Here is a 21,204-nt window from a genome sequence, read left to right on the forward strand (position 1 = left end):
CTCAAAAATTGAGTTTGGTGTTTAACATAATTTAGAATAAAAAGAAAAGAAGTTTGCGTTTTTGGTTGCGCAAACTTCTTTTACATGTTAGTTATTAACCGAACCACCCACAATATCGAGCAATTCGGATGTAATGGCTTGCTGGCGGCTCTTGTTGTATTGCAAGTTGAGCTGGCGCAGCAATTCATCGGCATTATCAGTGGCCGTTTGCATAGCTACCATTCGGGCTGCATGCTCGGAGGCATTGCTATCCAACAGGGCTGTGTAGAGCATCAGGTGAGCCAGTTTTGGCATGAGCAGCGAGAGCACACAGTTCATGTCGGGCTCAACGATAAAGTTATCGTTAAGTGGCTTAACCTCTTCGCTCTTAGCACCCTCGTCCTTACGCTCTCCCCTATTCTTAAGGTACTCCTGACTCTGCTTGGTGGCAATCACACTCTCAAGATCGCGTTCATGATCGGCCTGCAACTCACTCTCCACATCGATAGGCAGGAAGGTTTTGCGGGTAAGCACCTGCGAGCCTGCACTCTTAAAGTGGTGATAGATGAGTTCTACCTTATCAATCTCGCCCTCGGCAAACTTACGCCCCAGCTCCATAGCTATCTCGATGCAGTCGTGTACATTGGGATGATCGGCAAGGGCCGAATACTCGCCCTGCACATTCAAGCCCATCTTACGTGCCTTCTCGTACACCTTGCGACCAATGGGATAAATCTCCACATTATCGCGACCGATGGTTTCGGCGTACTCATTCACAGCATGTGTCATCTGCTTGATGATGTTGGCATTGAAACCGCCGCAAAGCGACGAGTTACTTGAGAACACCACCAGCGCAGCCCTTTTTACGGGGCGCTCCTGATCGTAGATAGTCTGAGCCTCGGCTTCGGCAGCTAAGAACGACTTGAGGATGTGCTCCAACAACTCCTCGTAAGGCAGCATATTCTGAATAGCCACCTGTGCGTGGTGCAGTTTGCTGGAGGCAACCATCTTCATAGCCGACGTGATCTTTCGCGTAGAATTGACTGAGGCTATGCGGCCTTTAATTTCTTTCAGGCTAGGCATAGGCTATCAGGCTTTATACGTTCCAGCAATGTCGGCCATTACAGCCTCGATAGTTGCGGTGGTAGCATCGTCGATCTTACCACTGGCCAGTGTCTCGATAACCTCGGGATGAGCTGAGCGCAGCTTATCGAGGAACGATGTCTGGCACTCGCGTACCTTAGCGATGGGCACTTCGCGCATCAGGCCGTGTACACCGCAATACAGAATGGCAATCTGCTCGCCTACTGGCATTGGGCTGTACTGTGGCTGAATCAACAACTGGTTGTTCTTACGTCCACGATCCAGTGTCATCGCTGTTACGGCATCCATATCACTCGAGAACTTAGAGAAGGCCTCGAGCTCACGATACTGAGCCTGGTCGATCTTCAAGGTACCAGCCACCTTCTTCATACTCTTGATCTGAGCCGAACCACCCACACGAGATACCGAGATACCTACGTTGATGGCAGGACGGAAACCTTGGTTAAAGAGGTCGCTCTCGAGGAAGATCTGTCCGTCGGTAATCGAAATTACGTTAGTTGGGATGTAAGCCGATACGTCGCCGGCCTGAGTCTCGATGATAGGCAGAGCGGTAAGCGAACCACCACCCTTAACGTGCCCCTTCATGCACTCTGGCAGGTCGTTCATCTGCTCGGCTACCTCCTGCTGTTCGTTCATCTTAGCGGCACGCTCCAAAAGACGAGAGTGCAGATAGAACACGTCACCGGGATAAGCCTCACGTCCTGAAGGACGACGCAGAATCAGCGATACCTCACGATAGGCCACAGCCTGCTTCGACAGATCGTCGTAAACTACCAGGGCTGGCAGACCACGATCGCGGAAGTACTCACCGATAGCGGCACCTGCAAATGGTGCATAGTACTGCATAGCGGCAGGATCGGCAGCTGTAGCGGCTACCACGATGGTATAAGGCATAGCGCCGTGCTCCTGCAGTGTAGAAACGAGGGCTGCAACGGTACTGGCCTTCTGACCGATAGCTACATAAATACAATACACGGGCTTACCAGCCTCGTAGAAACTCTTCTGATTGATGATGGTATCAACGGCGATGGCAGTCTTACCTGTCTGACGGTCGCCAATGATCAACTCACGCTGTCCACGACCGATAGGAATCATCGAGTCGATGGCCTTCAATCCAGTCTGCAGAGGCTCCTTAACGGGCTGGCGGTAGATAACACCAGGGGCCTTACGATCCAGAGGCATCTCGAATGCCTCGGTGAGATCGATATCACCCTTACCGTCGATAGCCTGACCCAGCGGATTGATAACGCGACCGAGCATGTTGTCGTTTACACGGATAGAAGCGATACGCTTGGTACGCTTCACTACCATGCCTTCCTTGATGCCTGAGGTAGAGCCCAAGAGCACACAACCTACGTTGTCCTCCTCAAGGTTCATCACGATAGCCATGGTACCGTTCTCAAACTCCAGCAGCTCGTTAGCCTCGGCGTTGCGCAGTCCGTAGATACGTGCCACACCATCGCTGACGGTGAGTACGGTACCTACCTCGTCGAACTTCTCGGCATCCGAGATTCCCTTGAGCTGATCGATCAGCACCTGGGAAACTTCGCTTGGTTTAATCTTATCTGACATTGTTGTTTACTTTTTTAATGTATTGAGAATACTGTTGAGTTTGGTTTTGACACTGGCGTCCATGCGGTAGGTGTCGTACTCGAGGATAAAACCACCGATGATATCGGGGTTAACCTGCGACTCAAACTCTACTGTTCCATTAGTCTTACTCTCCACCATGCGGCGCATCTTCTGTTCTGTTTCAGGCGATACGGCTGCAGCGGTGATGAGTCGTCCGCGGATGACATTCTTCTGCTGGCGGTAAAGCGTGACGTACGAATTGGCGATGAACTGCATCACACTCTCGCGGTCTTCCTTCAGCACAAGCTGTACGAAGGCCTTCATCAGGTTCGAAGGTTCCTTGCCTGCTGCTGTGAGCAGCAGCGCCTCCTTCTTATCCTTCGAGAGCATCGGATTGTCAATCGTAGAGCGCAACTGTGGCACCTCGATGTAGCTCTTTGCTATCTGCTGCATCTCGGCATACACCTGCTGCTCTATCTTGGCGTCGGTGGCACTCTTGAGGAGTGCTCGCGCGTATCTTACCGATATGACTCCTATATCCATACGTTTAATGCTTATTTATCAGTAGAAACATCATCCAGCATACGGTCAATCAAATCCATCTGTGCCTTGTCGTCCTTCAGGCTCTGCTTGAGAACCTTCTCGGCGATGCCAACACTCAGAGCGGCAACCTGCTGACGGATATCGGCAATGGCGGCTTTCTTCTCCTGGTCGATAGCCACACGGGCATCTTCCAAAAGTCGGGCACCTTCGGCCCTAGCCTTCTCCTGAGCCTGCTCCACAATAGCGTCGCGTGTTTCGGCAGCCTCCTTCAGTATCTGAGCCTGCTTGGCACGTGCCTCCTGCAAGATGGATTCTCCCTCCTTCTCGATGTTAGCCAAACGCTCCTGGGCCTCGTGGGCCTTCTTGAGGCTGTCTTCAATGTAGCGGTTTCGCTCATCAACCATACCTACGATGGCAGGGAAACCGTACTTGGCAAGTACGAAGAAGACGACGGCAAACGCCAGAAGCATCCAGAACAAGAGTCCCAGATCGGGGGTGAGGATTGCTGGCAGTTTACTGAAATCCATATTATTTCAATTTTTCAATTCTTGAAAACTTCAATTTTTGAATTCTTCAATCCTTACTTTATAAGGAATGCACAAGCAGCAATAGCGAAAAGGGCACAACCCTCAACGAAAGCAGCGGTCAGAATCATCTGAGAGAAAATCTTACCAGAAGCCTCTGGCTGGCGAGCGATAGCATCAACGGCGCTACCACCAATCTTACCAATACCCAAACCTGCACCAATAACTGCAATACCTGCACCAATACCGCAGCCCAGCTGAGCCAGACCCTCGGCTAAAAATAAAGCTGAAATCATAATACTTTTAATTTTTAATTATTAATAATGTTGTTTCTATTTCAATTTTGAATTTTGCAATTCTTACATTTTACTCGGCGTGATGGTCCTGATGTGCCAGTCCGATGAATACCGCACTCAGCATGGTGAACACATACGCCTGAACGAAGGCAACCAACAGCTCCAGCGCATTCATAAAAAGAAGCATGAGGATGCTGAACAGGTTAAGCCCAAGACCAAAACCTACTCCCATAGACCAACCGAGGAAAATCACACAGGTAAACGAAAGAATTACTGCGTGACCTGCCATCATGTTGGCGAAAAGTCGGATCATCAGCGCGAAGGGCTTGGTGAAGACACCGAACAGTTCGATAACAGGCATCACGGGGATAGCCTTCAGGAAGATAGGCACATCTGGCCAGAAAATATCCTTCCAGTACTCCTTGTTACCAAACAAGTTGATAGCCAGGAACGTACAGAAGGCCAAGAAGAACGTGATGTTGATGTTACCCGTTACGTTAGCACCACCTGGGAAGATGGGCAACAGTCCTACGAGGTTGGTAAACAGGATGAAGAAGAATACCGTCAACAGATAAGGAGCATAGGGCTTGTAGTGCTTCTCGCCGATAGACGACTTGATGACGTCATCGTGAATCATCATCACAAGCATCTCCACAGCTCCCACGAATCCGCCAGGCGCGTTACTCTTCTCGTCGTGCTTCTTATACCACTTGGCACAGGAGAGGAATACCACCAGCAGGAGGGCAACCACAATCCATATCTGCAGCACATTACGTGTAATGCTCAGGTCCAACGGACGTTCTACCGTGCCGTCGGCCATCCGCTCATACACCTTGCCATGTGCCTCTTCGTTAAAGAAGAAGCCATCGGGCAGACTATGTGCTGTGCAGAAGTACCAAGCACCCGTGTTCGAACTCCTGAGGATAATCGGCAACGGAATGCTCAGATGCTTACCTTGGTAAGAAGCAATGTGCCACTCGTAGGAATCGGCCAAGTGTTCGAGCACGATTTCCGGGATGTCGAGTTTCTCGCCCTCCTGCTCATTAGCATAGAGCGACAGCGGCAGAAACGCAACCATCAACAAGAGACATATTGACTTTAATTGTTTCATTTAATTAACTCATTTTATGATCGTTACAAACGATTTGATACTCTCGAAAAGAAGATGGAATGGTGAATTAGGGACACGAAGTAAAAGACCAGGAACACCACGAAGAACGTGATTGTTGACTGTCGGTTCGTAACCAGATACCAGACAAACATAACGGCCAGCGCCAACAGGAAGCGGAAGCCTGACACACCTGTAAAGAACGATGGCAGCATATCGGAATGCTTAACAGCCACCCAACGCCACAGGAATGCAGAAGAGAGCTCCATCACCAGCACAAAGAGCGAACTGACAATCAGCGGAACGATGATCCCGTCGGTCTGGCGGACATTCGCCACCAGCAAGCCCAGAAGAGCCAGTCCTGCCGTTAGCAGAATACTCTGTCGTGCGTAGCGTTTACTCAGTTTGTCAAAGTCCATTTTCACCGGTGTCATTAATTTCCACACAAAGGCTTACAACATTCTTCTGCACTTCAACGAAGCCGCCGCAAATGTCGAGCCTGTTCTTCTCACCAGACTCCAAGGTATAGACAACGGTTCCCTTCTCCAGCGACGAGATAATCGGCGCATGGTTGGTCAGAATCTCGAACTGTCCTAATGTGCCAGGCACGAGAACGCTCTCAACCGCACCGCAGAACTCTATCTTTTCGGGAGAAACAATCTTAAGCTGCAACATAAACTTTAATGTTTAATCTTTAATGTTTAATGTTACGCTTTAGCAGCTTCCAGCAGTTTCTTGGCTTTCTCCTTGGCATCCTCGATAGTACCAACATTCAGGAATGCCTGCTCAGGCAGATCGTCGACCTCGCCATCGAGAATAGCATTGAAGCCCTTGATAGTCTCTTCGATAGGTACCATTACACCAGGCAGACCGGTGAACTGTGATGCTACCGAGAATGGCTGCGACAAGAAGCGCTGTACACGACGTGCACGGTTCACAGTCAGCTTATCCTCGTCAGAAAGCTCATCCATACCCAGAATTGCAATAATATCCTGAAGTTCCTTATAGCGCTGCAGAATCTCCTTTACACGCTGGGCACAATCGTAGTGAGCCTTACCCACAATCAGTGGATCGAGGATACGTGATGTAGAACCCAGAGGATCAACAGCGGGATAGATACCCAGCTCGGCAATCTTACGATCAAGCACGGTAGTAGCATCCAGATGTGTAAACGTGGTTGCTGGTGCAGGGTCGGTCAAGTCGTCGGCAGGTACATATACAGCCTGTACTGAGGTGATAGAACCAGTCTTGGTAGAAGTGATTCGCTCCTGCATCGATCCCATCTCAGAAGCCAGTGTGGGCTGATAACCTACGGCTGATGGCATACGTCCCAGCAGAGCTGATACCTCAGAACCTGCCTGGGTGAAACGGAAAATATTATCGATGAAGAACAGGATATCGGCAGCACCGCCATCCTTACCGCCACCATCGCGGAATCCCTCGGCAACAGTCAGACCAGAGAGGGCTACCGAAGCACGTGCGCCAGGGGGCTCGTTCATCTGTCCGTAAACCAGTGTGGCCTGCGATTTCTTCAACTCCTCAGGGTCAACAAGACTCAAGTCCCACTTACCCTGATCCATAGCCTCGCGGAACTTCTCGCCGTAGCGGATTACACCACTCTCAATCATCTCGCGGATCAGGTCGTTACCCTCACGGGTACGCTCACCTACACCTGCGAATACCGAGAATCCGTTGTGACCTTTGGCAATGTTGTTAATCAACTCCATAATCAGCACCGTTTTACCTACACCGGCACCACCAAACAGTCCGATCTTACCACCCTTCATGTAAGGCTCCAGCAGGTCGATAACCTTAATACCTGTAGCCAGAATCTCTTTCTTGGTTGATAATTCTTCGAATGTTGGAGCCTCGCGGTGGATAGGATAAGCGCCTTCCATATCGAGCTGTTTCATACCGTCGATAGGCTGACCGATAACGTTCAGCATTCGACCCTTAATCTGATCGCCTGCAGGCATCACGATAGGTGAGCCCAGGGGGATAGCCTCAAGTCCACGATGCAGTCCGTCGGTATTGTCCATAGCCACGCAGCGCACCGTATCCTCGCCGATGTGCTGCTGCACCTCGACAATCAGGTCGCGCCCGTCGCCACGATCAATCTTCAGAGCATCGTAAATCTTTGGCAACACCTTTTCGGCATCCTGGCCCTCGGTATCGAAATATACGTCGATAACAGGGCCGATAATCTGCGAAATGTGTCCAGTAATTTGTGACATACGCTGTTTTATTTTTTAAGTTACTATAGATTTATAATTTCGTTATAATGCTTGCAAAGGTAAGTATTATTATCCGAACAAACGAACTTTTACACGACAAAATTCCCAAATTCACCATTTTTGGCGACTTTTCAATGTCGCAAAGCGATATTATAGTTCAGATATTTAGGATTTCCGGTCACATCCTCGAGCACTTTTACGAACGGGGGGAAGTTAACGGTTTCCTGTTCCGAAATACCTTTGGTTTCCATCATCACCAGATTGCTGACAGGGTCCTGGAAGGTGTCGATCTGGAAGAACTGACCTTTCCAGATAAAGCTCTGACGCTTTTTGTGGATGGTTACGCGGTAAGGATCGGCCTGCTGCAGCATCTGCTCGTACAGGTTGTTGTCAACCTGACGCTCGGTCTCAATCACTTCGGTTTCGCTGATGCGTTTCTTCGAGCGGTGAACATTCACCACCTTACCCCCACTCCACTCGCGGCGGCGCAGGCGTACCTCGCTACCAGGCTCAGCTACCAGATAGGTCTGGGTAATCATGCTCTCGGAGCACTCGGGAATCTCACCGATAATCTCTACGCGGAAGATACGCTCCTCCTGCACAGGCTGTGGCAAGCCTACAACCTTTGAAATCTCGGTAAGAACACGCTTAATCTTATTATCGAAATCGTCGTGATTGTTAATTACACGCAGATGGGGATGACCGGTCCAAGCCTCAATCACCTTCTTATCCAGTTCACGGGCAATACGCAATCCTTCTTCGTTGGCCTGCTCGTAGCGGGTGGCGTTGGTGGCAGTAGTATAATACTGCTCGGCGCCATCGGCTGCACTCACCAGGTGCAGCACGGCATCGTAACTTTCGCGCAAAGCCTCTGAATTGGTACCAGCCATGTGGGTAATCTCCTCCCACTCCTCGGGTTTGATATAGGCCGAAATATCCATCGCGCCTCTATCGCAAACCACCAGCACGGGATCTTCACAAACCTCGGCCAACTTCATAAACTGGTTTTCGAGTGCCAACTGGGTTTCCAGAATGGCACGTTCGCCTTGATAGTACAACTTACGGTTAGGCGTCAGGTAGTTCCAGCCTGCGGTGCTATAGATAGTAGGCACCTCGGGTACGTTAAACACCTTGTAACCAAACCCTGAGAAATACTCGGTAATCTTTACCAACGCGGTAGTCTTACCAGCACAAGGTCCTCCTGTCAGAACTATTTTCTTTATATCTGGCATTTAATGTTTAATCTTTTAATCGTTTCTTTAGTACGCTTGGCATCGCCAAGAATGTTTAATATCAAATGCTGAGCTCGTCGAGTACCTTAATCAGTCGCTTGTCGAAACGCTTATCAGTACGGATGCACTCGCTGAAAGGTACATAAACCACCTCGTTATTGCGGATACCAACCATCACGTTGCGCTGTCCCTGTTTGATGGCTTCGATAGCACCAACACCTGTGGTAGCAGCCAGAATGCGGTCGCGCGCTGATGGTGTACCACCACGCTGCAGATGGCCCAGGATAGACACACGTACATCAAACTCAGGGAATTCCTTCTTTACACGGTCGGCATAGTACAGAGCGCCACACTTAGGACTCTCCGACACAATCACGATACACGACTTCTTTGATTTACGGATACCACGACTCATGAACTGTGCCAGCTGGTCGACATCGGTACTCTCCTCGGGTACGATAGCAGCCTCAGCACCACATGCAATGGCCGAGTTCTGTGCCAGGAATCCGGCATCACGCCCCATCACCTCGACAAAGAAGATACGCTCATGCGAGTTGGCTGTATCACGGATACGATCGACACACTCCATGATGGTATTCATGGTTGTATCATAACCGATAGTAGAATCGGTGCCATACAAATCGTTATCAATCGTACCAGGCAGACCAATCACTGGGAAGTCGAACTCCATACCGAAGTTACGGGCACCGGTAAGCGATCCGTTACCACCGATCACCACTAGCGCATCGATTTCCTCCTTCACACATGTCTCGTAAGCCTTCTGCATACCCTCGGGTGTTGGAAACTCCTTCGAACGGGCTGTTTTCAGGATAGTACCACCACGGGTAACAATGCCACTTACATTTTCGGTGGTAAACTCCTGAACCTCATCATGAATCAGTCCTTCGTAACCACGATATATACCTTTAATCCTAAAACCGTTGTAAATACCGGCACGTGTCACAGCACGAATAGCAGCATTCATTCCTGGTGCATCGCCTCCCGACGTCAGGATACCAATTGTCTTAATCTTTGTCATATTACTACTATAATTGTTTAGTTATACATAATTCAACTCAATCCACAGCACAGCCAAGCCTATCAGCATACCTGCCAGCACCTTCAGCGTCAGGTTCTTAATATACCAGCCTAAACGCATGTGCTCCATCTTCATCAGGGCCAGTCCGCTAACCGAACCAACGCTGAGCAGACAGCCACCTACGGCGGTACAGAAAGCGATAATCTTCCAGTAGGCACCATTGGTTACGAAATTCTCGTCGTACGAACCAACAAGTGCAGCATCGGCTATCTGATAAAGTGAGATATCGCTCATGGCGATGGTGAAAGAATCAACGATACCGCTGAGGAAACCAGATACGATACCGAGTACCCATACGCTGTGAACGGTATCATCTATCCACTCAGCCACATCGCCAAACACGCCTGTTTCGGTTACTACACCCATCGCCAGCATGATACCCATTACAAACAGTATCTGCTGCAACGATCCGTACTGTACCGAGCGTGGTGTCAGGCGCTGCATCATCTGGTCGGCACTATTCAGCTTGCGGTTCATCACCTCGTTTACTACCCACAGTATGCTGAGTACACACAGGGCGCCAAGGAATGGCGACAGTTTGGTGATGGTATGGAAGGTAGGGATAAACCACAAACCACCGATACCTACAAACAGCATCACCACACGCTGCCAAGGCAACAGATTGGTATCGTCGCCACGGAACGGCATTGGCGCCCACTGGGTATCCAGGCGTTCAGGCAGTTCGCGGTTAATCAGTATGGTAGGTACTATCCAAGCCAAAAGGGCTGGCAGAGCCAGATACGACGAATAGTTGGTGGCTGTGATAGCCTCGTCGCCCCACAGCACCAGCGTGGTAGGATCGCCAATCACCGTCAGGCATCCACCACAGTTGGCAGCTATCACAATGGCAGCACCAATCAGCATACGCTGACGACGGTTCTGCACAATGCTATGCATAATAACCAGCATCATGGTAGCCGTAGTAAGGTTGTCGAGATTAGCCGACAGGATGAAAGTGGCCAGTGTGATGGTCCACAACAGGCGCTTCGAGTTACGGGTCCTGATCCACTTGGTAACAAAGTCGAAGCAACCGTTGTTATGCAGAATCTCTACAATACTCATGGTAGCCAGCAGGAACATCACAATGCTGGCAGCCCGACCCACATAATAAAGAAATACATTATTATATATATAGTACTTAACGGCCTCGCTCGACGGCAAGCTTCCCGCTAAGAACTCCCAGTAATCCTGGGCATGGCGCTGCATCACGAAATCGGTGCCGTAGCAGATGTATACCACCCACCCCACGGTGCCGATAAAGATGGCAATAGCCGATTTGTTTACTCCCGTTGTGTGACCAGTGGCAATCACAACGTACCCTAACAAAAGTAATATGACGATGATTAGTGTCATTTCCCTATGCCTCCTAGTTTAATATCTCAGTTGGCGTCCAATACCAGAAGATAGTGCCTCTGCCGTCTTCTGTGTTATCGCGCGCACCTATTTTTCCATTGCATCGGTCGATAATGGCCTTACAAACACTCAGTCCCAATCCTGGATTATCCTGATTCTCGTCGTGGGTATATGTATTCTTGTCGGCCAACAGTCCGAATATATTCTGTTTCAGTTTCTCGGGCAGTCCCTTACCCGTATCCTTTACCTCTACATACATACCGCCTTCTTTCAGGTAGTAAGTCAGGGTTATCTTACCCTCAGTAGTATGCTGCATGGCATTCTCAAGCAGGTGCATGGTTACAATTCGCATCAGCTTCTTGTCAACCAGCGCACGCAAACCGTCGATAGGTTCAATCACCTCAAGGGTTACGCCCTCTTTCAGCTGCATACGAATCTCTGAGGCATACTGTCCCATTTCGTAATCCACATCGGTAACCTCGCGCTTAAACAGCTGATTATCACCCTCAACCTCGCTTAACGATAACAGTTCGTTAATCAGGTGCAGCAGTTCCAGTCCGTTCTTATTAATCAGCTGCAACAGGTTAGTGCGCTCCTCGGGTGGCAAAGCACTATCATCCATCGTCATCAGCAGATCCGAGAATCCGATGATGGCATTCAGCGGTGTACGGAGCGAGTGACTCATGTTTCCCAAGAAGATATCTTTCAGCTCTTCGCTCTTTTTAGCAGCTTCGGCAGCCTCGCGGGCTTTTGCCTCGTTCTGACTGGCTACCATCGCATTATGTTCAGCCTCCTTGGCGTTGCGCTTTGCCACATCGGCAATACGCTGTGCCTCAGCCTCGCTGGCCCTGGCCTTTTCGGCATTAGCATTAGCAATAGCCTCGTTCTCCCTAGCCTTCTCAGCATTGGCACGTGCCACCTCCTCGCTCTGGTGTGCCTTTTCCTCGCTGGCTTTAGCTTTCTCCTCGTTTTCACGGGCTGTATCCAGCGCCTTCTTCAGCTGTCGCGTGTTGTGCATCTGGTTTAATATCACAGCCAGCAGCGCCACAATCACAAACACCACAATGGCCATATATACCCATCGCGGTATGATGATACCATTGAATGTCGAAGCCACGTTGCCATACACATCGTCCATCAGGCCCTCTTCCTCCATCTTATCCAATTCCTTGTCGATGGCATCAATCAGCTTTTTGTTGCTGCTTGTGTAGCAGTATTCGCGTGGTGTCAGCGTCAGTTCTTCCTGCTCCAGATTCTGCAGTTTATACTTGCCTATCAGATATTTAGCCTGATAACGATAGCACACCACCGCATCGTATTTGCCTGCCGACAGTTCCTTCATCGCCTTGGTCAGGTCATCTACTATCACCAGTCGTGCACCAATCTTCTGCAGCGTGTCGCGTACGGGCCTACTGGCCATCAGCGCCACCTCCACATTGTGCATGTCGCGCAGTCCGTAGTTCCTCTTGGTACCCTTACGAGTTACCAACTGGTAGTACAGTCTGATCACGGCACGCGAGTAATTGGTAACATCCTTGCGATAAGGCGAATAAACCATCATACCCAAATCAACCTTACCACCTAAGATATCGTTAGCAACAGCTCCCCATGTGTTAGGTGCAAACTTAAACGGGATGTTCATTCGCTTCATCAGAATCTTCGAGAATTCCACATCGGCGCCACTAGGTTTTCCTTTTTCATCCACATACTCTAATGGCGGATAGTCCTGATCGATTCCGATAACCAATGGTTTAGAATCAGAATAGCCGAGATTGTTAGCATTTACCTTGAGGGCAAACGTTAATATAAGTAGAATATTAATCAGTCTCAGCTCCATAAATTATCAACCTCAAGCTTTATGCTTGATGGGTACAAAAGTAGAAAAAAAACTTTAAACCTCCAAACTTTTTCTTGAAAAAGTAGCAAATTAGAGGTAGAAATGCGGCAAATTAAAGTCCACGTGCCTTCCAAATGCGGTCTTTGGCGGCATTTATCTCCTGGAATTTCTTCTCGGCAGCCTTTCGTACATCCTCTCCCAGAGCAGCCACCTTGTCAGGATGGTGCTGCAAAGCCTGCTTGCGGTAGGCCTTCTTTACCTCATCGTCGCTGGCATCAGGACTCACGCCCAGCACCTTATAGGCATCCTCAAGACTACCACCCTCCAGATGCAGCATCGAGTCAACCTCGTTAGCATGCAATCCCATCCACTGGGCACACTCTTTCAGGGCTGTAATCTCACTCTGGGGCACACTGCCATCGGCCTTAGCCACCATCACCAGATAGTTAAGCAGTTGCAAACGCTGCGAGTAGTCCATCTGTCGGCTTATCTGTGCACAGCAGTCGCATACCGTTTGCTTGAACTGCTGCCAGCCTTCGCGTTTCTGTTCCTCAAAAAGTCGGTTCAGTATCTCGTTACCCTGCTGTACGGCAGCATTACCAAAGTTCTGGCGCAACATCTGTCGAACCAGTTCCATCTCGGAATGCATGGCCTTACCATCGGCCTTGATGATATACGACGACAGCACCAGGAGCGAGAACATAAAACTGTTACGCTGCCCTTGCTGCTGTTGCCGTTGGTAAGCCTGCTGGTAGCTCTCGTTATACGATTGCCAGGTACCAGAGTTCTCGGGGGTATTCACCCCATTCAGCATAGTATCAAAAAGCGAGCCAAGCAGATAGCCTGCCAGCGCACCAAGAGGTCCGCCTGCCATCCATCCGGCAAATCCGCCAATCCATTTTCCTGCAGCCATATTATTTTACATATTTTGCAGTTCGGTATAAATGCGCTGAACGGGCAGGCCCATCACATTATAATAACTGCCGTTAAGTCCTGTAACACCTATGTAGCCAATCCACTCCTGAATACCGTAGGCACCAGCCTTATCAAAAGGACGATAGTGGCTCACGTAGTGCTGTATCTCGTCATCGGTAAGCTGTTTAAAGGTTACATCGGTAGTAACCGAAAACGAACGCTGACTGGTAGCGGTGAGCAGCGAAACACCTGTAGTAACCTGATGGGTACGACCACTAATTTCGCGGAGCATACGTACGGCATCGGCCGCATCGTGGGGTTTACCCAAGATATCGTCACCTACTATCACCACCGTGTCGGCAGTAATAATCAGCTCGTCTTTTTGGAGTGTTGGTTTGTAAGCAGCAGCCTTCTTTTCGGCAATATACTGTGCCACCTCAGCTGCAGGCAAAGTTTCGGGATACGACTCGTCGATACCATCAATCACACGCACCTCGAAATCCAATCCCAACCCCGCCAACAATTCTTTTCTACGAGGCGAATTACTCGCAAGAATATATTTGTATTTATCCATTGCCAATGTTTAATCTTTAATGTTTAATGTTCAATGTTTCATGTTTCATCACCACCCGAAGGCTTTGGCATTCATCACCCATTTGCCCTGGGCACGTAATACCTGTTCGATCACATCGCGACCACAACCATAGCCACCATCACAATCAGAAACATACACGCTTACCTCACGTATCTCAGCACATGCATCCTTAGGGCATACGGGGCAACCTACCCTACGCATTATCTCCAAGTCGGGGATATCATCACCCATGTACATCACCTCCTCGTCGGTATAGCCATAAATAGCCAAGAACTCATCATAGGTTGCAATCTTAACGGCACAACCCAGGTAAATATCCTCAACACCAAGACCCTCGTAGCGTACACGCAGACTATCTACCCTTGCACCCGAAAGGATGGCAATACGCAAGCCTAACTTCATGGCCAACTGGATGGCATAACCATCCTTGATATTCACCGTACGCAGCGGTGTACCATCAGCACTCAGATTAATCGTCTCGGCACTCAGCACGCCATCAATATCAAAGATGATGGCCTTGATTTTATTTAAATCGTAATTAATCACTTTAAAGATTAAACATTAAAGATTAAACATTAAAGATTAAACATTAAACATTCTTTGCAAACAAAGCGAACAAGTTCGAGCGAAACATTAGAATTTGTTCAAGTGAACGTTTTCCCACTTCAGTTTCTCTTCGTCCTGAGGCTTGCGCTCATCGGTCCAATGACCTATGGCAAGAATGCACAAGCAATTGTAGTTATCGGGAATACCCAGCACACCACGAATCACCTCGTCGGCTGTGGTACCGTCGCTCAGTCCGCGACCTCGCATCTGAATCCAGCAAGAGCCCAAGCCTAACTCTTCGGCCTGATACTGCATAGAGATAGTGGCTATCGAGCCATCCTCTACCCAACAGTCGTTCTGCATAGGATCGCCTAATACGGCAATAGCCACAGGGGCATCCTTCAGGAACTGCGAACCCATATTCTTGGCATCGGCCAACTTCTCGAGATCCATCTTATCATCTACAACCACGAACTGCCAGGCACGCTGACTCTTTGACGTGGGCGACATCAACGCTGCACGCAGAATAAGCTTCAAATGTTCGGGATCAACCTCCTTATCAGAGAACTTGCGATGGCTGCGGCGCAACTGCGCCAAATCTTTAAAACTTGTCATATCCTACCTAATTTTTGTGCAAAGATAGTGATATTTTGGCACGAATTACGCGAATTAACGCGAAAAAAGATTTTAAAACTAAAAAATTCGTGAAATTCGTGCAATTCGTGCCTAAAAATATCTATCTTTGCAGTATGAGCCAACTGATTACTACCATATACACCAAATCCAAAGGCATGCCAACATTGCGCCAGGGTAGCTATTTCCACAGTCAGGAACTGATGGAAGTATGCGAGGCCGCCCCACGCCAGCGCCCTTATATGGTAGTGATTAACGATGAAATAGGTCGCGAACTGTGCCACATGCTGGGTATTGTGAGATACCGCACTCTGATACTGCCGCCATTCCTGCTGATACATTGCCGGATATTAGGCGAAGGTGTGTATGATGAAGACTGCGGCTACAAAAAAGACGAGCTGTTCGACCGGATGCTAAGTGCACTCACCCACAAACTTAACAAACGCGTACTGTTTATGGAGATGAGTAACCTGAGCACCAAGATGTTTGGCTATAAGGTTTTGCGCGAGAACGGCTACTACCCTGTAAACTGGATGTCGATACACAACTCGTTGCATCGCCACGCACCCGAAGAACGAATCACTCCCAAACTGCAGAAACGAATCGACCACGCCCACGAACGAGGTGCAAAAACCGAGATAGTCAGCAACGAGCACGACTTTAAGGCTTTCTCGAAACTACTACGCAAGCACCATATCCTGAAGCCCAAACGCTATATCCCCGATGACATTTTCTTCCGTGAGCTGATGGAGGGCCAGAACGGCAATCTGTTTATTACCAAATACCACGAGAAAGTGATAGCCTGTGCCGCCTGCGTATATAGTCAGGGCGATGCCTACCTATGGTATTCGGCCTTCAGGCGCAAAACATTCCATGCCCTACACCCCGACACCATTGTGGTGTGGGATGTGATGAAGCACGCCTACAACGAGGGCTATCAACATATGCGATTCATGGATGTGGGACTGCCTTTCCACAAAAATCCTTACCGCGAATTCATATTACGTTTCGGCGGCAAGGAGCAAAGCACCTACCGATGGTTCCGTTTCTCCATCAGATGGGTGAATAAACTTTTGGCTTGGATCTATCGCGAGTAATCAATAATCGCCACCTTCTTTGGTCATATCACCATCACCAGTACCATCGATTATATCCTTAATCTCATCATCATTGGCTTTCATGTTGATTTTTTGGTCCGACGGCATTTCGGGATACTCCATAGCGGCATCCACATCTACCATACCAGCACTGTTAATCGAGTCGATTGCTGCCGAATCAGTCACCAATGGATGATATTCGACTTCCTCCTCAACATACTTCTGCGACTGAGATCGACCACGACAAGCCGACAGCAACAATATACCAACCGCAACATACAATAGTTTTTTACTCATACTTGCATCTATAATCATTATATTCTATCTACCTGTTTAACGCCCTTAACGGTACGCAGTTTCTTGATCAGCGCCTCCAGGCGTGAAGTATCTTCAAGCATCACCACGATATTACCGCTAAACAAACCGTCGTGACTATCAATATTGATACTACGCAGCACCAGTTTCTCTTCCTTCGAGATAATACTGGTAAGATTATTCACAATACCGATATCGTCGTTACCAATCACACGCAGGGCGATGCTATATTGCGACGAACCCTTACCACTCCATTTGGCCTTAACAATACGATACCCGAATCGGCGGCGCAACTCAGGCGCATTCGGACAATCGCAACGGTGAATCTTGATACCGCCATTAACGGTAACAAAGCCAAACACATCGTCGCCATAGATAGGCGAACAGCATTTTGCCAGCTGGTAATCCAAGCCCTTCAGGTTGCGGTCTATCACCAGCACATCATCGTTCACCTGCTGGTTCAAACCCGCAATCTTCGACTCATCAAGTTCGAATTCCGAAGCCGAACGCGCTTGATTATCTCCTGTAACAACGGCTTCTTTTCCTCTGAGTTCCAAGAACTTATCAAGCACATCGTTTGTATCCAACACACCATCGGCAATGGCCTTATAAAAGTCGCTTACCTCCTTGTAACCCATCTTACGGATTACGTTGAACATGATGCTATCGTCCTGTTCAATCTTACGGTTGCGGAACTTACGCTCCAGCATCTCCTTGGCAAACAGTCCGTCCTTAACCTGGGTTTCCTTCAGCGCCAAACGTATCTTGGATTTGGCACGCGAGGTCTTCACAATATTCAGCCACTCCTGTCGGGGTTTCTGGTTAGCCGATGTCAGGATTTCAACCTGGTCGCCACTCTTCAGTTCGTAGCGTATCGGCACCACTTTTCCGCTAATGCGGCCACCCGTACATTGGTTGCCCAGTTTCGAGTGGATATGGTAAGCAAAATCAAGTACCGTAGCACCTGCGGGGAACTTCCACAAATCGCCAGCAGGTGTAAACACAAACACCTCGTCTTCGTACAGTTCCATCTTAAACTGGTCCATAGCATCCAGTCCGTCGGCATGCTCCAGCATCGTACGTATATTCGTCAGCCACTCGTCCAACCCCGTCTCGCCCTTCACGCCTTTATAGCGCCAGTGGGCAGCTACACCGCGTTCGGCAATCTCGTCCATACGTTCGGTACGTATCTGTACCTCAACCCACTTCTGCTCTGGGCCCAGCACCGTGATGTGCAGACTCTCGTAGCCATTCGATTTGGGTACCGAAAGCCAGTCGCGCAGACGTTTAGGGTTAGGCTGATACATATCGGTAATAATCGAGTAAGCCTGCCAGCACTGCATTTTCTCCTGCTCCAGCGGACAATCGATAATGATACGGATGGCAAACAAATCATACACACCCTCAAACGGGCACTTCTGCTTCTGCATCTTCTGCCAGATAGAGTGGATTGATTTGGTACGACCCTTGATATGGCAACGGATACCCGCCTCCATCATCTTCTGTTCAACAGGCTTAATAAACCTATCTATATAAGCGTCGCGTGCCGCCTTGGTAGCACTCAGTTTTTCGCGAATATGGTAATAGGCATCGTGCTCCATATACTTCAGCGACAGGTCCTCCAGTTCGCTCTTCAGCTTATAGAGTCCCAGCTTATGCGCCAACGGGGCATACAGATAAGCAGCCTCTTGCGATACCTCCAGCTTGGCCTCTACGTTCTCCGTATCGCGAATCTGTCGCATCAGGTTCACGCGATTGGCAATCATTATCAGTATCACACGCATATCCTCGGCAAACGAGAGCAGCAGATTTCTGAAGTTCTCACTCTCCACCGCCGGGTTTTTATCATACAACTGCTGTATACGGTTCAAACCATGCAATATGCGCGCCACCGATGCGCCGTATTTCTGCTCTACCTCATCCAGCGCAATATTGCCCTCCTCTATCTCAGGTATCAGCTGTACAGCCTCTATCGCATCGCCTTTCAAACCGATTTCCTCAGTCAGGATCTCGGCCGTCTGCGATGCCATTCGTTTTCTTTCCTCGTATGTAAATGCGAATTTTTCCGCCATAATTTCTAAATTTTGCCACAAAGATACATTTTTCTTTCGATTAATTAGCATTTTTCGAAAAAAATGGTTACTTTTGCCGTTGTTTATTGACTAAATACCATTTTTATTATGTTAGAGGAGAAAGACTTGAAGCAGATTGCTCAAAAAGGTATCACCAAGGAGCAGATCGAAAATCAATTGAACGAGTTTAAGACAGGTTTCCCATTCCTGAAGCTGGAGGCAGCAGCAGGTATCGGTAACGGTATTATTGCTCCCGACGCAGCCGAGCGCCAGAAGCTGGTTGCCGCATGGAACGAGTACAAGGCAGCAGGCAAGCGCGTGGTAAAGTTTGTGCCCGCCAGTGGTGCCGCCAGTCGTATGTTCAAAAACATGTTTGCTTTTGTTGACGCCGACTACGATGTACCCACTACCGACTTTGAGAAGAAATACTTCGACCAGATAGAAAACTTTGCCTTCTACGAGGCACTCGACGCTGTTTGCCTCAAGAACGAGGGTAAAGGTATCAAGGCCCTGATGGCCGAGGGCAACTATAAGGCTGTAGCAGCCAACATGCTGAAAGCCGATGGACTGAACTACGGTCAGCTGCCAAAGGGCTTGCTGCTGTTCCACAAGTACCCCGAGGGTGCACGCACACCTATGGAGGAGCATCTGGTAGAGGGTGCCCTTTATGCTGCATCCAATGGCGAGGCTCACGTACACTTCACCGTCAGTCACGAGCACATGGAGCTGTTTAAGGCAAAGGTAGCCGAGAAGGCCGACTTCTTTGCTCAGAAATACGGCATCAAGTACGATATCAGCTTCTCTGAGCAGAAGCCATCTACCGATACCGTAGCCGCTAACCCCGACAACACCCCATTCCGCAACGAGGATGGCTCGCTGCTGTTCCGTCCAGGCGGTCACGGTGCCCTCATCGAGAATCTCAACGAGATCGAGGCCGACGTTATCTTCATTAAGAATATCGACAACGTAGTACCCGACCGTTTGAAGCCCGAGACTGTAGAGTGGAAGCAGGTACTGGCAGGCGTATTGGTAACCCTGCAGAAGCAAGCCTTCGAGTACCTCAAGATGCTCGATGCAGGTGCCAGCGAGGCCCAGCTGCAGGAGATTGCCGCATTCGTGGCCAACAACCTGTGTACCGATGCCAAGAATAATAAGGTAGATGCCGCTTATCTGCGTGGCAAGCTCAATCGCCCCATGCGTGTGTGCGGTGTAGTTAAGAATGTAGGCGAGCCTGGTGGCGGCCCATTCCTTACCTACAACCAGGATGGTACCGTTAGCCTGCAGATTCTCGAGAGCAGTCAGATTGATACCAACAACGAGGCCTACATGAAGATGTTCACCCAGGGCACCCACTTCAACCCAGTTGATCTGGTTTGCGCCGTTAAGGACTATCAGGGTAAGCCATTCAACCTGCCCGAGTTTGTTGATAAAACCACAGGCTTCATCTCATCTAAGTCAAAGGCTGGTAAAGAGCTCAAGGCTCTCGAGTTGCCAGGTCTTTGGAATGGTGCCATGAGCAACTGGAGCACCGTATTTGTCGAGGTTCCCCTGGGCACCTTCAATCCCGTTAAGACCGTTAACGACCTGCTGCGCGAACAGCATCAGTAAACAATATCGTAAAACATAATAACAAATCCCTGCCGGTTGGCGGGGATTTGCTATTTGTTTAAGCGTTAATGAAGCTCACTTTATGCCGATTCTCTTTCGGCCTCACCGCAAAGTGCAACCATACCGCCCCATATCGGTTCTTCTCTATCAGCAATTCATCAAACTCCTGCTGCGATTCTTTGGCATAATTGATGAGGATGGCCGCATACACTATCGCCTGTTCATACCCCGAAGTACGAATATCTGCTGCGCAACCTGTTAGGTGATTGCTGTTAGAGGCTCCACCAACCTTACGATTAAGTTGCGGACTTCGATATCCCGAGTTAATCACAATCGGCTCTCCCCTCTTTTTGGAGGGGCCGGGGGAGGCTTCCCGTAATACTTCCAGCCAAACACACAATCGCTTCATATTCGCAATCGCCTCATGACTTGGGATATTATACACTTCAGGATACTTGCTCCTGGTAAACTCCCCGAGCAAAAAGTGCTCGGAGAGGTTTGCTTTACTATTTAATTGTACTATTTCCATTTTTACATTTTCT

Annotated in this window: 22 protein-coding genes; 2 read left to right on the forward strand and 20 right to left on the reverse strand. The window is 49.1% G+C overall.

Going from position 1 to position 21,204, the window contains the following annotated elements:
• Positions 1-87: 87 nt before the first annotated feature.
• The 17 genes from BLR73_RS02650 to BLR73_RS02730 form a co-directional block, all read right to left on the reverse strand.
• Positions 88-1,062, reverse strand: coding sequence for a F0F1 ATP synthase subunit gamma (locus BLR73_RS02650; RefSeq protein ID WP_091858672.1), 975 nt, complete (start codon positions 1,060-1,062; stop codon positions 88-90).
• A 6-nt stretch (positions 1,063-1,068) separates the two neighbouring features.
• Positions 1,069-2,655, reverse strand: coding sequence for a F0F1 ATP synthase subunit alpha (gene atpA / locus BLR73_RS02655; RefSeq protein WP_013063841.1), 1,587 nt, complete (start codon positions 2,653-2,655; stop codon positions 1,069-1,071).
• A gap of 6 nt (positions 2,656-2,661) precedes the next feature.
• The gene (locus tag BLR73_RS02660) at positions 2,662-3,198 is read right to left on the reverse strand and encodes a F0F1 ATP synthase subunit delta (protein ID WP_074832849.1); all 537 of its coding nucleotides are present in this window, start codon (positions 3,196-3,198) and stop codon (positions 2,662-2,664) included.
• Positions 3,199-3,209: 11 nt separating this feature from the next.
• The gene (atpF, locus tag BLR73_RS02665; RefSeq protein ID WP_091858675.1) at positions 3,210-3,725 is read right to left on the reverse strand and encodes a F0F1 ATP synthase subunit B; all 516 of its coding nucleotides are present in this window, start codon (positions 3,723-3,725) and stop codon (positions 3,210-3,212) included.
• A gap of 53 nt (positions 3,726-3,778) precedes the next feature.
• Positions 3,779-4,021, reverse strand: a complete 243-nt coding sequence (atpE, locus tag BLR73_RS02670) for an ATP synthase F0 subunit C (RefSeq protein ID WP_091858678.1) — start codon at positions 4,019-4,021, stop codon at positions 3,779-3,781.
• 67 nt (positions 4,022-4,088) lie between these two features.
• Positions 4,089-5,129 (reverse strand): F0F1 ATP synthase subunit A, encoded by a 1,041-nt coding sequence (gene atpB, locus BLR73_RS02675; RefSeq protein ID WP_091858681.1) that lies wholly within the window; start codon positions 5,127-5,129, stop codon positions 4,089-4,091.
• Positions 5,130-5,152: 23 nt separating this feature from the next.
• Positions 5,153-5,560, reverse strand: coding sequence for a hypothetical protein (locus BLR73_RS02680; protein ID WP_233456429.1), 408 nt, complete (start codon positions 5,558-5,560; stop codon positions 5,153-5,155).
• On the reverse strand, positions 5,535-5,801 hold the full coding sequence (atpC, locus tag BLR73_RS02685; RefSeq protein ID WP_091858686.1) for an ATP synthase F1 subunit epsilon: 267 nt from the start codon (positions 5,799-5,801) through the stop codon (positions 5,535-5,537). Before atpC ends, BLR73_RS02680 begins: the two co-directional genes overlap by 26 nt.
• A gap of 32 nt (positions 5,802-5,833) precedes the next feature.
• Positions 5,834-7,360 (reverse strand): F0F1 ATP synthase subunit beta, encoded by a 1,527-nt coding sequence (gene atpD / locus BLR73_RS02690; protein ID WP_013063092.1) that lies wholly within the window; start codon positions 7,358-7,360, stop codon positions 5,834-5,836.
• Positions 7,361-7,491: 131 nt separating this feature from the next.
• Positions 7,492-8,592 carry an AAA family ATPase gene (locus tag BLR73_RS02695; protein WP_091858689.1) on the reverse strand — a complete coding sequence of 367 codons (1,101 nt, stop codon included), beginning with the start codon at positions 8,590-8,592 and terminating at the stop codon, positions 7,492-7,494.
• Between the two features lie 61 nt (positions 8,593-8,653).
• Positions 8,654-9,631 carry a 6-phosphofructokinase gene (pfkA, locus tag BLR73_RS02700; RefSeq protein WP_013064537.1) on the reverse strand — a complete coding sequence of 326 codons (978 nt, stop codon included), beginning with the start codon at positions 9,629-9,631 and terminating at the stop codon, positions 8,654-8,656.
• Between the two features lie 21 nt (positions 9,632-9,652).
• The gene (locus tag BLR73_RS02705; protein ID WP_091858693.1) at positions 9,653-11,044 is read right to left on the reverse strand and encodes an SLC13 family permease; all 1,392 of its coding nucleotides are present in this window, start codon (positions 11,042-11,044) and stop codon (positions 9,653-9,655) included.
• 13 nt (positions 11,045-11,057) lie between these two features.
• A complete protein-coding gene (locus BLR73_RS02710) occupies positions 11,058-12,881 on the reverse strand; it encodes a transporter substrate-binding domain-containing protein (RefSeq protein WP_091858696.1) in 1,824 nt (607 codons plus the stop codon).
• 112 nt (positions 12,882-12,993) lie between these two features.
• Entirely contained in the window at positions 12,994-13,794 is an 801-nt protein-coding gene (locus tag BLR73_RS02715; protein WP_091858699.1) for a DnaJ domain-containing protein, read from the reverse strand.
• Between the two features lie 6 nt (positions 13,795-13,800).
• The gene (locus tag BLR73_RS02720) at positions 13,801-14,370 is read right to left on the reverse strand and encodes a Maf-like protein (protein WP_091858702.1); all 570 of its coding nucleotides are present in this window, start codon (positions 14,368-14,370) and stop codon (positions 13,801-13,803) included.
• Between the two features lie 48 nt (positions 14,371-14,418).
• Entirely contained in the window at positions 14,419-14,937 is a 519-nt protein-coding gene (locus BLR73_RS02725) for a KdsC family phosphatase (RefSeq protein WP_091858705.1), read from the reverse strand.
• A gap of 87 nt (positions 14,938-15,024) precedes the next feature.
• The gene (locus BLR73_RS02730) at positions 15,025-15,552 is read right to left on the reverse strand and encodes a nitroreductase family protein (protein ID WP_013064502.1); all 528 of its coding nucleotides are present in this window, start codon (positions 15,550-15,552) and stop codon (positions 15,025-15,027) included.
• 134 nt (positions 15,553-15,686) lie between these two features.
• Between BLR73_RS02730 and BLR73_RS02735 the strand changes: the two genes are divergently transcribed.
• Complete coding sequence (locus tag BLR73_RS02735) at positions 15,687-16,667, forward strand: GNAT family N-acetyltransferase (protein WP_091858708.1); 981 nt, start codon at positions 15,687-15,689, stop codon at positions 16,665-16,667.
• Here BLR73_RS02735 and BLR73_RS02740 read toward each other — a convergent pair whose 3' ends face one another.
• Together BLR73_RS02740 and BLR73_RS02745 are read right to left on the reverse strand one after the other, a co-directional pair.
• The gene (locus BLR73_RS02740) at positions 16,668-16,964 is read right to left on the reverse strand and encodes a hypothetical protein (protein ID WP_013065404.1); all 297 of its coding nucleotides are present in this window, start codon (positions 16,962-16,964) and stop codon (positions 16,668-16,670) included.
• A gap of 17 nt (positions 16,965-16,981) precedes the next feature.
• Positions 16,982-19,054, reverse strand: coding sequence for a RelA/SpoT family protein (locus BLR73_RS02745; protein WP_033150083.1), 2,073 nt, complete (start codon positions 19,052-19,054; stop codon positions 16,982-16,984).
• A gap of 108 nt (positions 19,055-19,162) precedes the next feature.
• Here BLR73_RS02745 and BLR73_RS02750 point away from each other — a divergent pair, with 108 nt between their 5' ends.
• Positions 19,163-20,662 (forward strand): DUF4301 family protein, encoded by a 1,500-nt coding sequence (locus BLR73_RS02750; protein ID WP_091858711.1) that lies wholly within the window; start codon positions 19,163-19,165, stop codon positions 20,660-20,662.
• Positions 20,663-20,720: 58 nt separating this feature from the next.
• On the opposite strand, the gene BLR73_RS02755 is transcribed toward BLR73_RS02750, so the two are convergent.
• Entirely contained in the window at positions 20,721-21,191 is a 471-nt protein-coding gene (locus BLR73_RS02755; protein WP_091858713.1) for a YcbK family protein, read from the reverse strand.
• Positions 21,192-21,204 lie beyond the last annotated feature (13 nt).

The sequence above is a fragment of the Prevotella sp. khp1 genome (assembly GCF_900102205.1).
Lineage (GTDB): Bacteria > Bacteroidota > Bacteroidia > Bacteroidales > Bacteroidaceae > Prevotella > Prevotella ruminicola.

What these genes read in the sequence shown, in the direction of transcription:
- BLR73_RS02650 (WP_091858672.1), bottom strand. Translation starts at nt 1,062, where the DNA reads ATGCCTAGCCTGAAAGAAATTAAAGGCCGCATAGCCTCAGTCAATTCT.
- atpA (WP_013063841.1), bottom strand. Translation starts at nt 2,655, where the DNA reads ATGTCAGATAAGATTAAACCAAGCGAAGTTTCCCAGGTGCTGATCGAT.
- BLR73_RS02660 (WP_074832849.1), bottom strand. Translation starts at nt 3,198, where the DNA reads ATGGATATAGGAGTCATATCGGTAAGATACGCGCGAGCACTCCTCAAG.
- atpF (WP_091858675.1), bottom strand. Translation starts at nt 3,725, where the DNA reads ATGGATTTCAGTAAACTGCCAGCAATCCTCACCCCCGATCTGGGACTC.
- atpB (WP_091858681.1), bottom strand. Translation starts at nt 5,129, where the DNA reads ATGAAACAATTAAAGTCAATATGTCTCTTGTTGATGGTTGCGTTTCTG.
- BLR73_RS02680 (WP_233456429.1), bottom strand. Translation starts at nt 5,560, where the DNA reads ATGACACCGGTGAAAATGGACTTTGACAAACTGAGTAAACGCTACGCA.
- atpC (WP_091858686.1), bottom strand. Translation starts at nt 5,801, where the DNA reads ATGTTGCAGCTTAAGATTGTTTCTCCCGAAAAGATAGAGTTCTGCGGT.
- atpD (WP_013063092.1), bottom strand. Translation starts at nt 7,360, where the DNA reads ATGTCACAAATTACTGGACACATTTCGCAGATTATCGGCCCTGTTATC.
- BLR73_RS02695 (WP_091858689.1), bottom strand. Translation starts at nt 8,592, where the DNA reads ATGCCAGATATAAAGAAAATAGTTCTGACAGGAGGACCTTGTGCTGGT.
- pfkA (WP_013064537.1), bottom strand. Translation starts at nt 9,631, where the DNA reads ATGACAAAGATTAAGACAATTGGTATCCTGACGTCGGGAGGCGATGCA.
- BLR73_RS02705 (WP_091858693.1), bottom strand. Translation starts at nt 11,044, where the DNA reads ATGACACTAATCATCGTCATATTACTTTTGTTAGGGTACGTTGTGATT.
- BLR73_RS02710 (WP_091858696.1), bottom strand. Translation starts at nt 12,881, where the DNA reads ATGGAGCTGAGACTGATTAATATTCTACTTATATTAACGTTTGCCCTC.
- BLR73_RS02715 (WP_091858699.1), bottom strand. Translation starts at nt 13,794, where the DNA reads ATGGCTGCAGGAAAATGGATTGGCGGATTTGCCGGATGGATGGCAGGC.
- BLR73_RS02720 (WP_091858702.1), bottom strand. Translation starts at nt 14,370, where the DNA reads ATGGATAAATACAAATATATTCTTGCGAGTAATTCGCCTCGTAGAAAA.
- BLR73_RS02730 (WP_013064502.1), bottom strand. Translation starts at nt 15,552, where the DNA reads ATGACAAGTTTTAAAGATTTGGCGCAGTTGCGCCGCAGCCATCGCAAG.
- BLR73_RS02735 (WP_091858708.1), top strand. Translation starts at nt 15,687, where the DNA reads ATGAGCCAACTGATTACTACCATATACACCAAATCCAAAGGCATGCCA.
- BLR73_RS02740 (WP_013065404.1), bottom strand. Translation starts at nt 16,964, where the DNA reads ATGAGTAAAAAACTATTGTATGTTGCGGTTGGTATATTGTTGCTGTCG.
- BLR73_RS02745 (WP_033150083.1), bottom strand. Translation starts at nt 19,054, where the DNA reads ATGGCGGAAAAATTCGCATTTACATACGAGGAAAGAAAACGAATGGCA.
- BLR73_RS02750 (WP_091858711.1), top strand. Translation starts at nt 19,163, where the DNA reads ATGTTAGAGGAGAAAGACTTGAAGCAGATTGCTCAAAAAGGTATCACC.
- BLR73_RS02755 (WP_091858713.1), bottom strand. Translation starts at nt 21,191, where the DNA reads ATGGAAATAGTACAATTAAATAGTAAAGCAAACCTCTCCGAGCACTTT.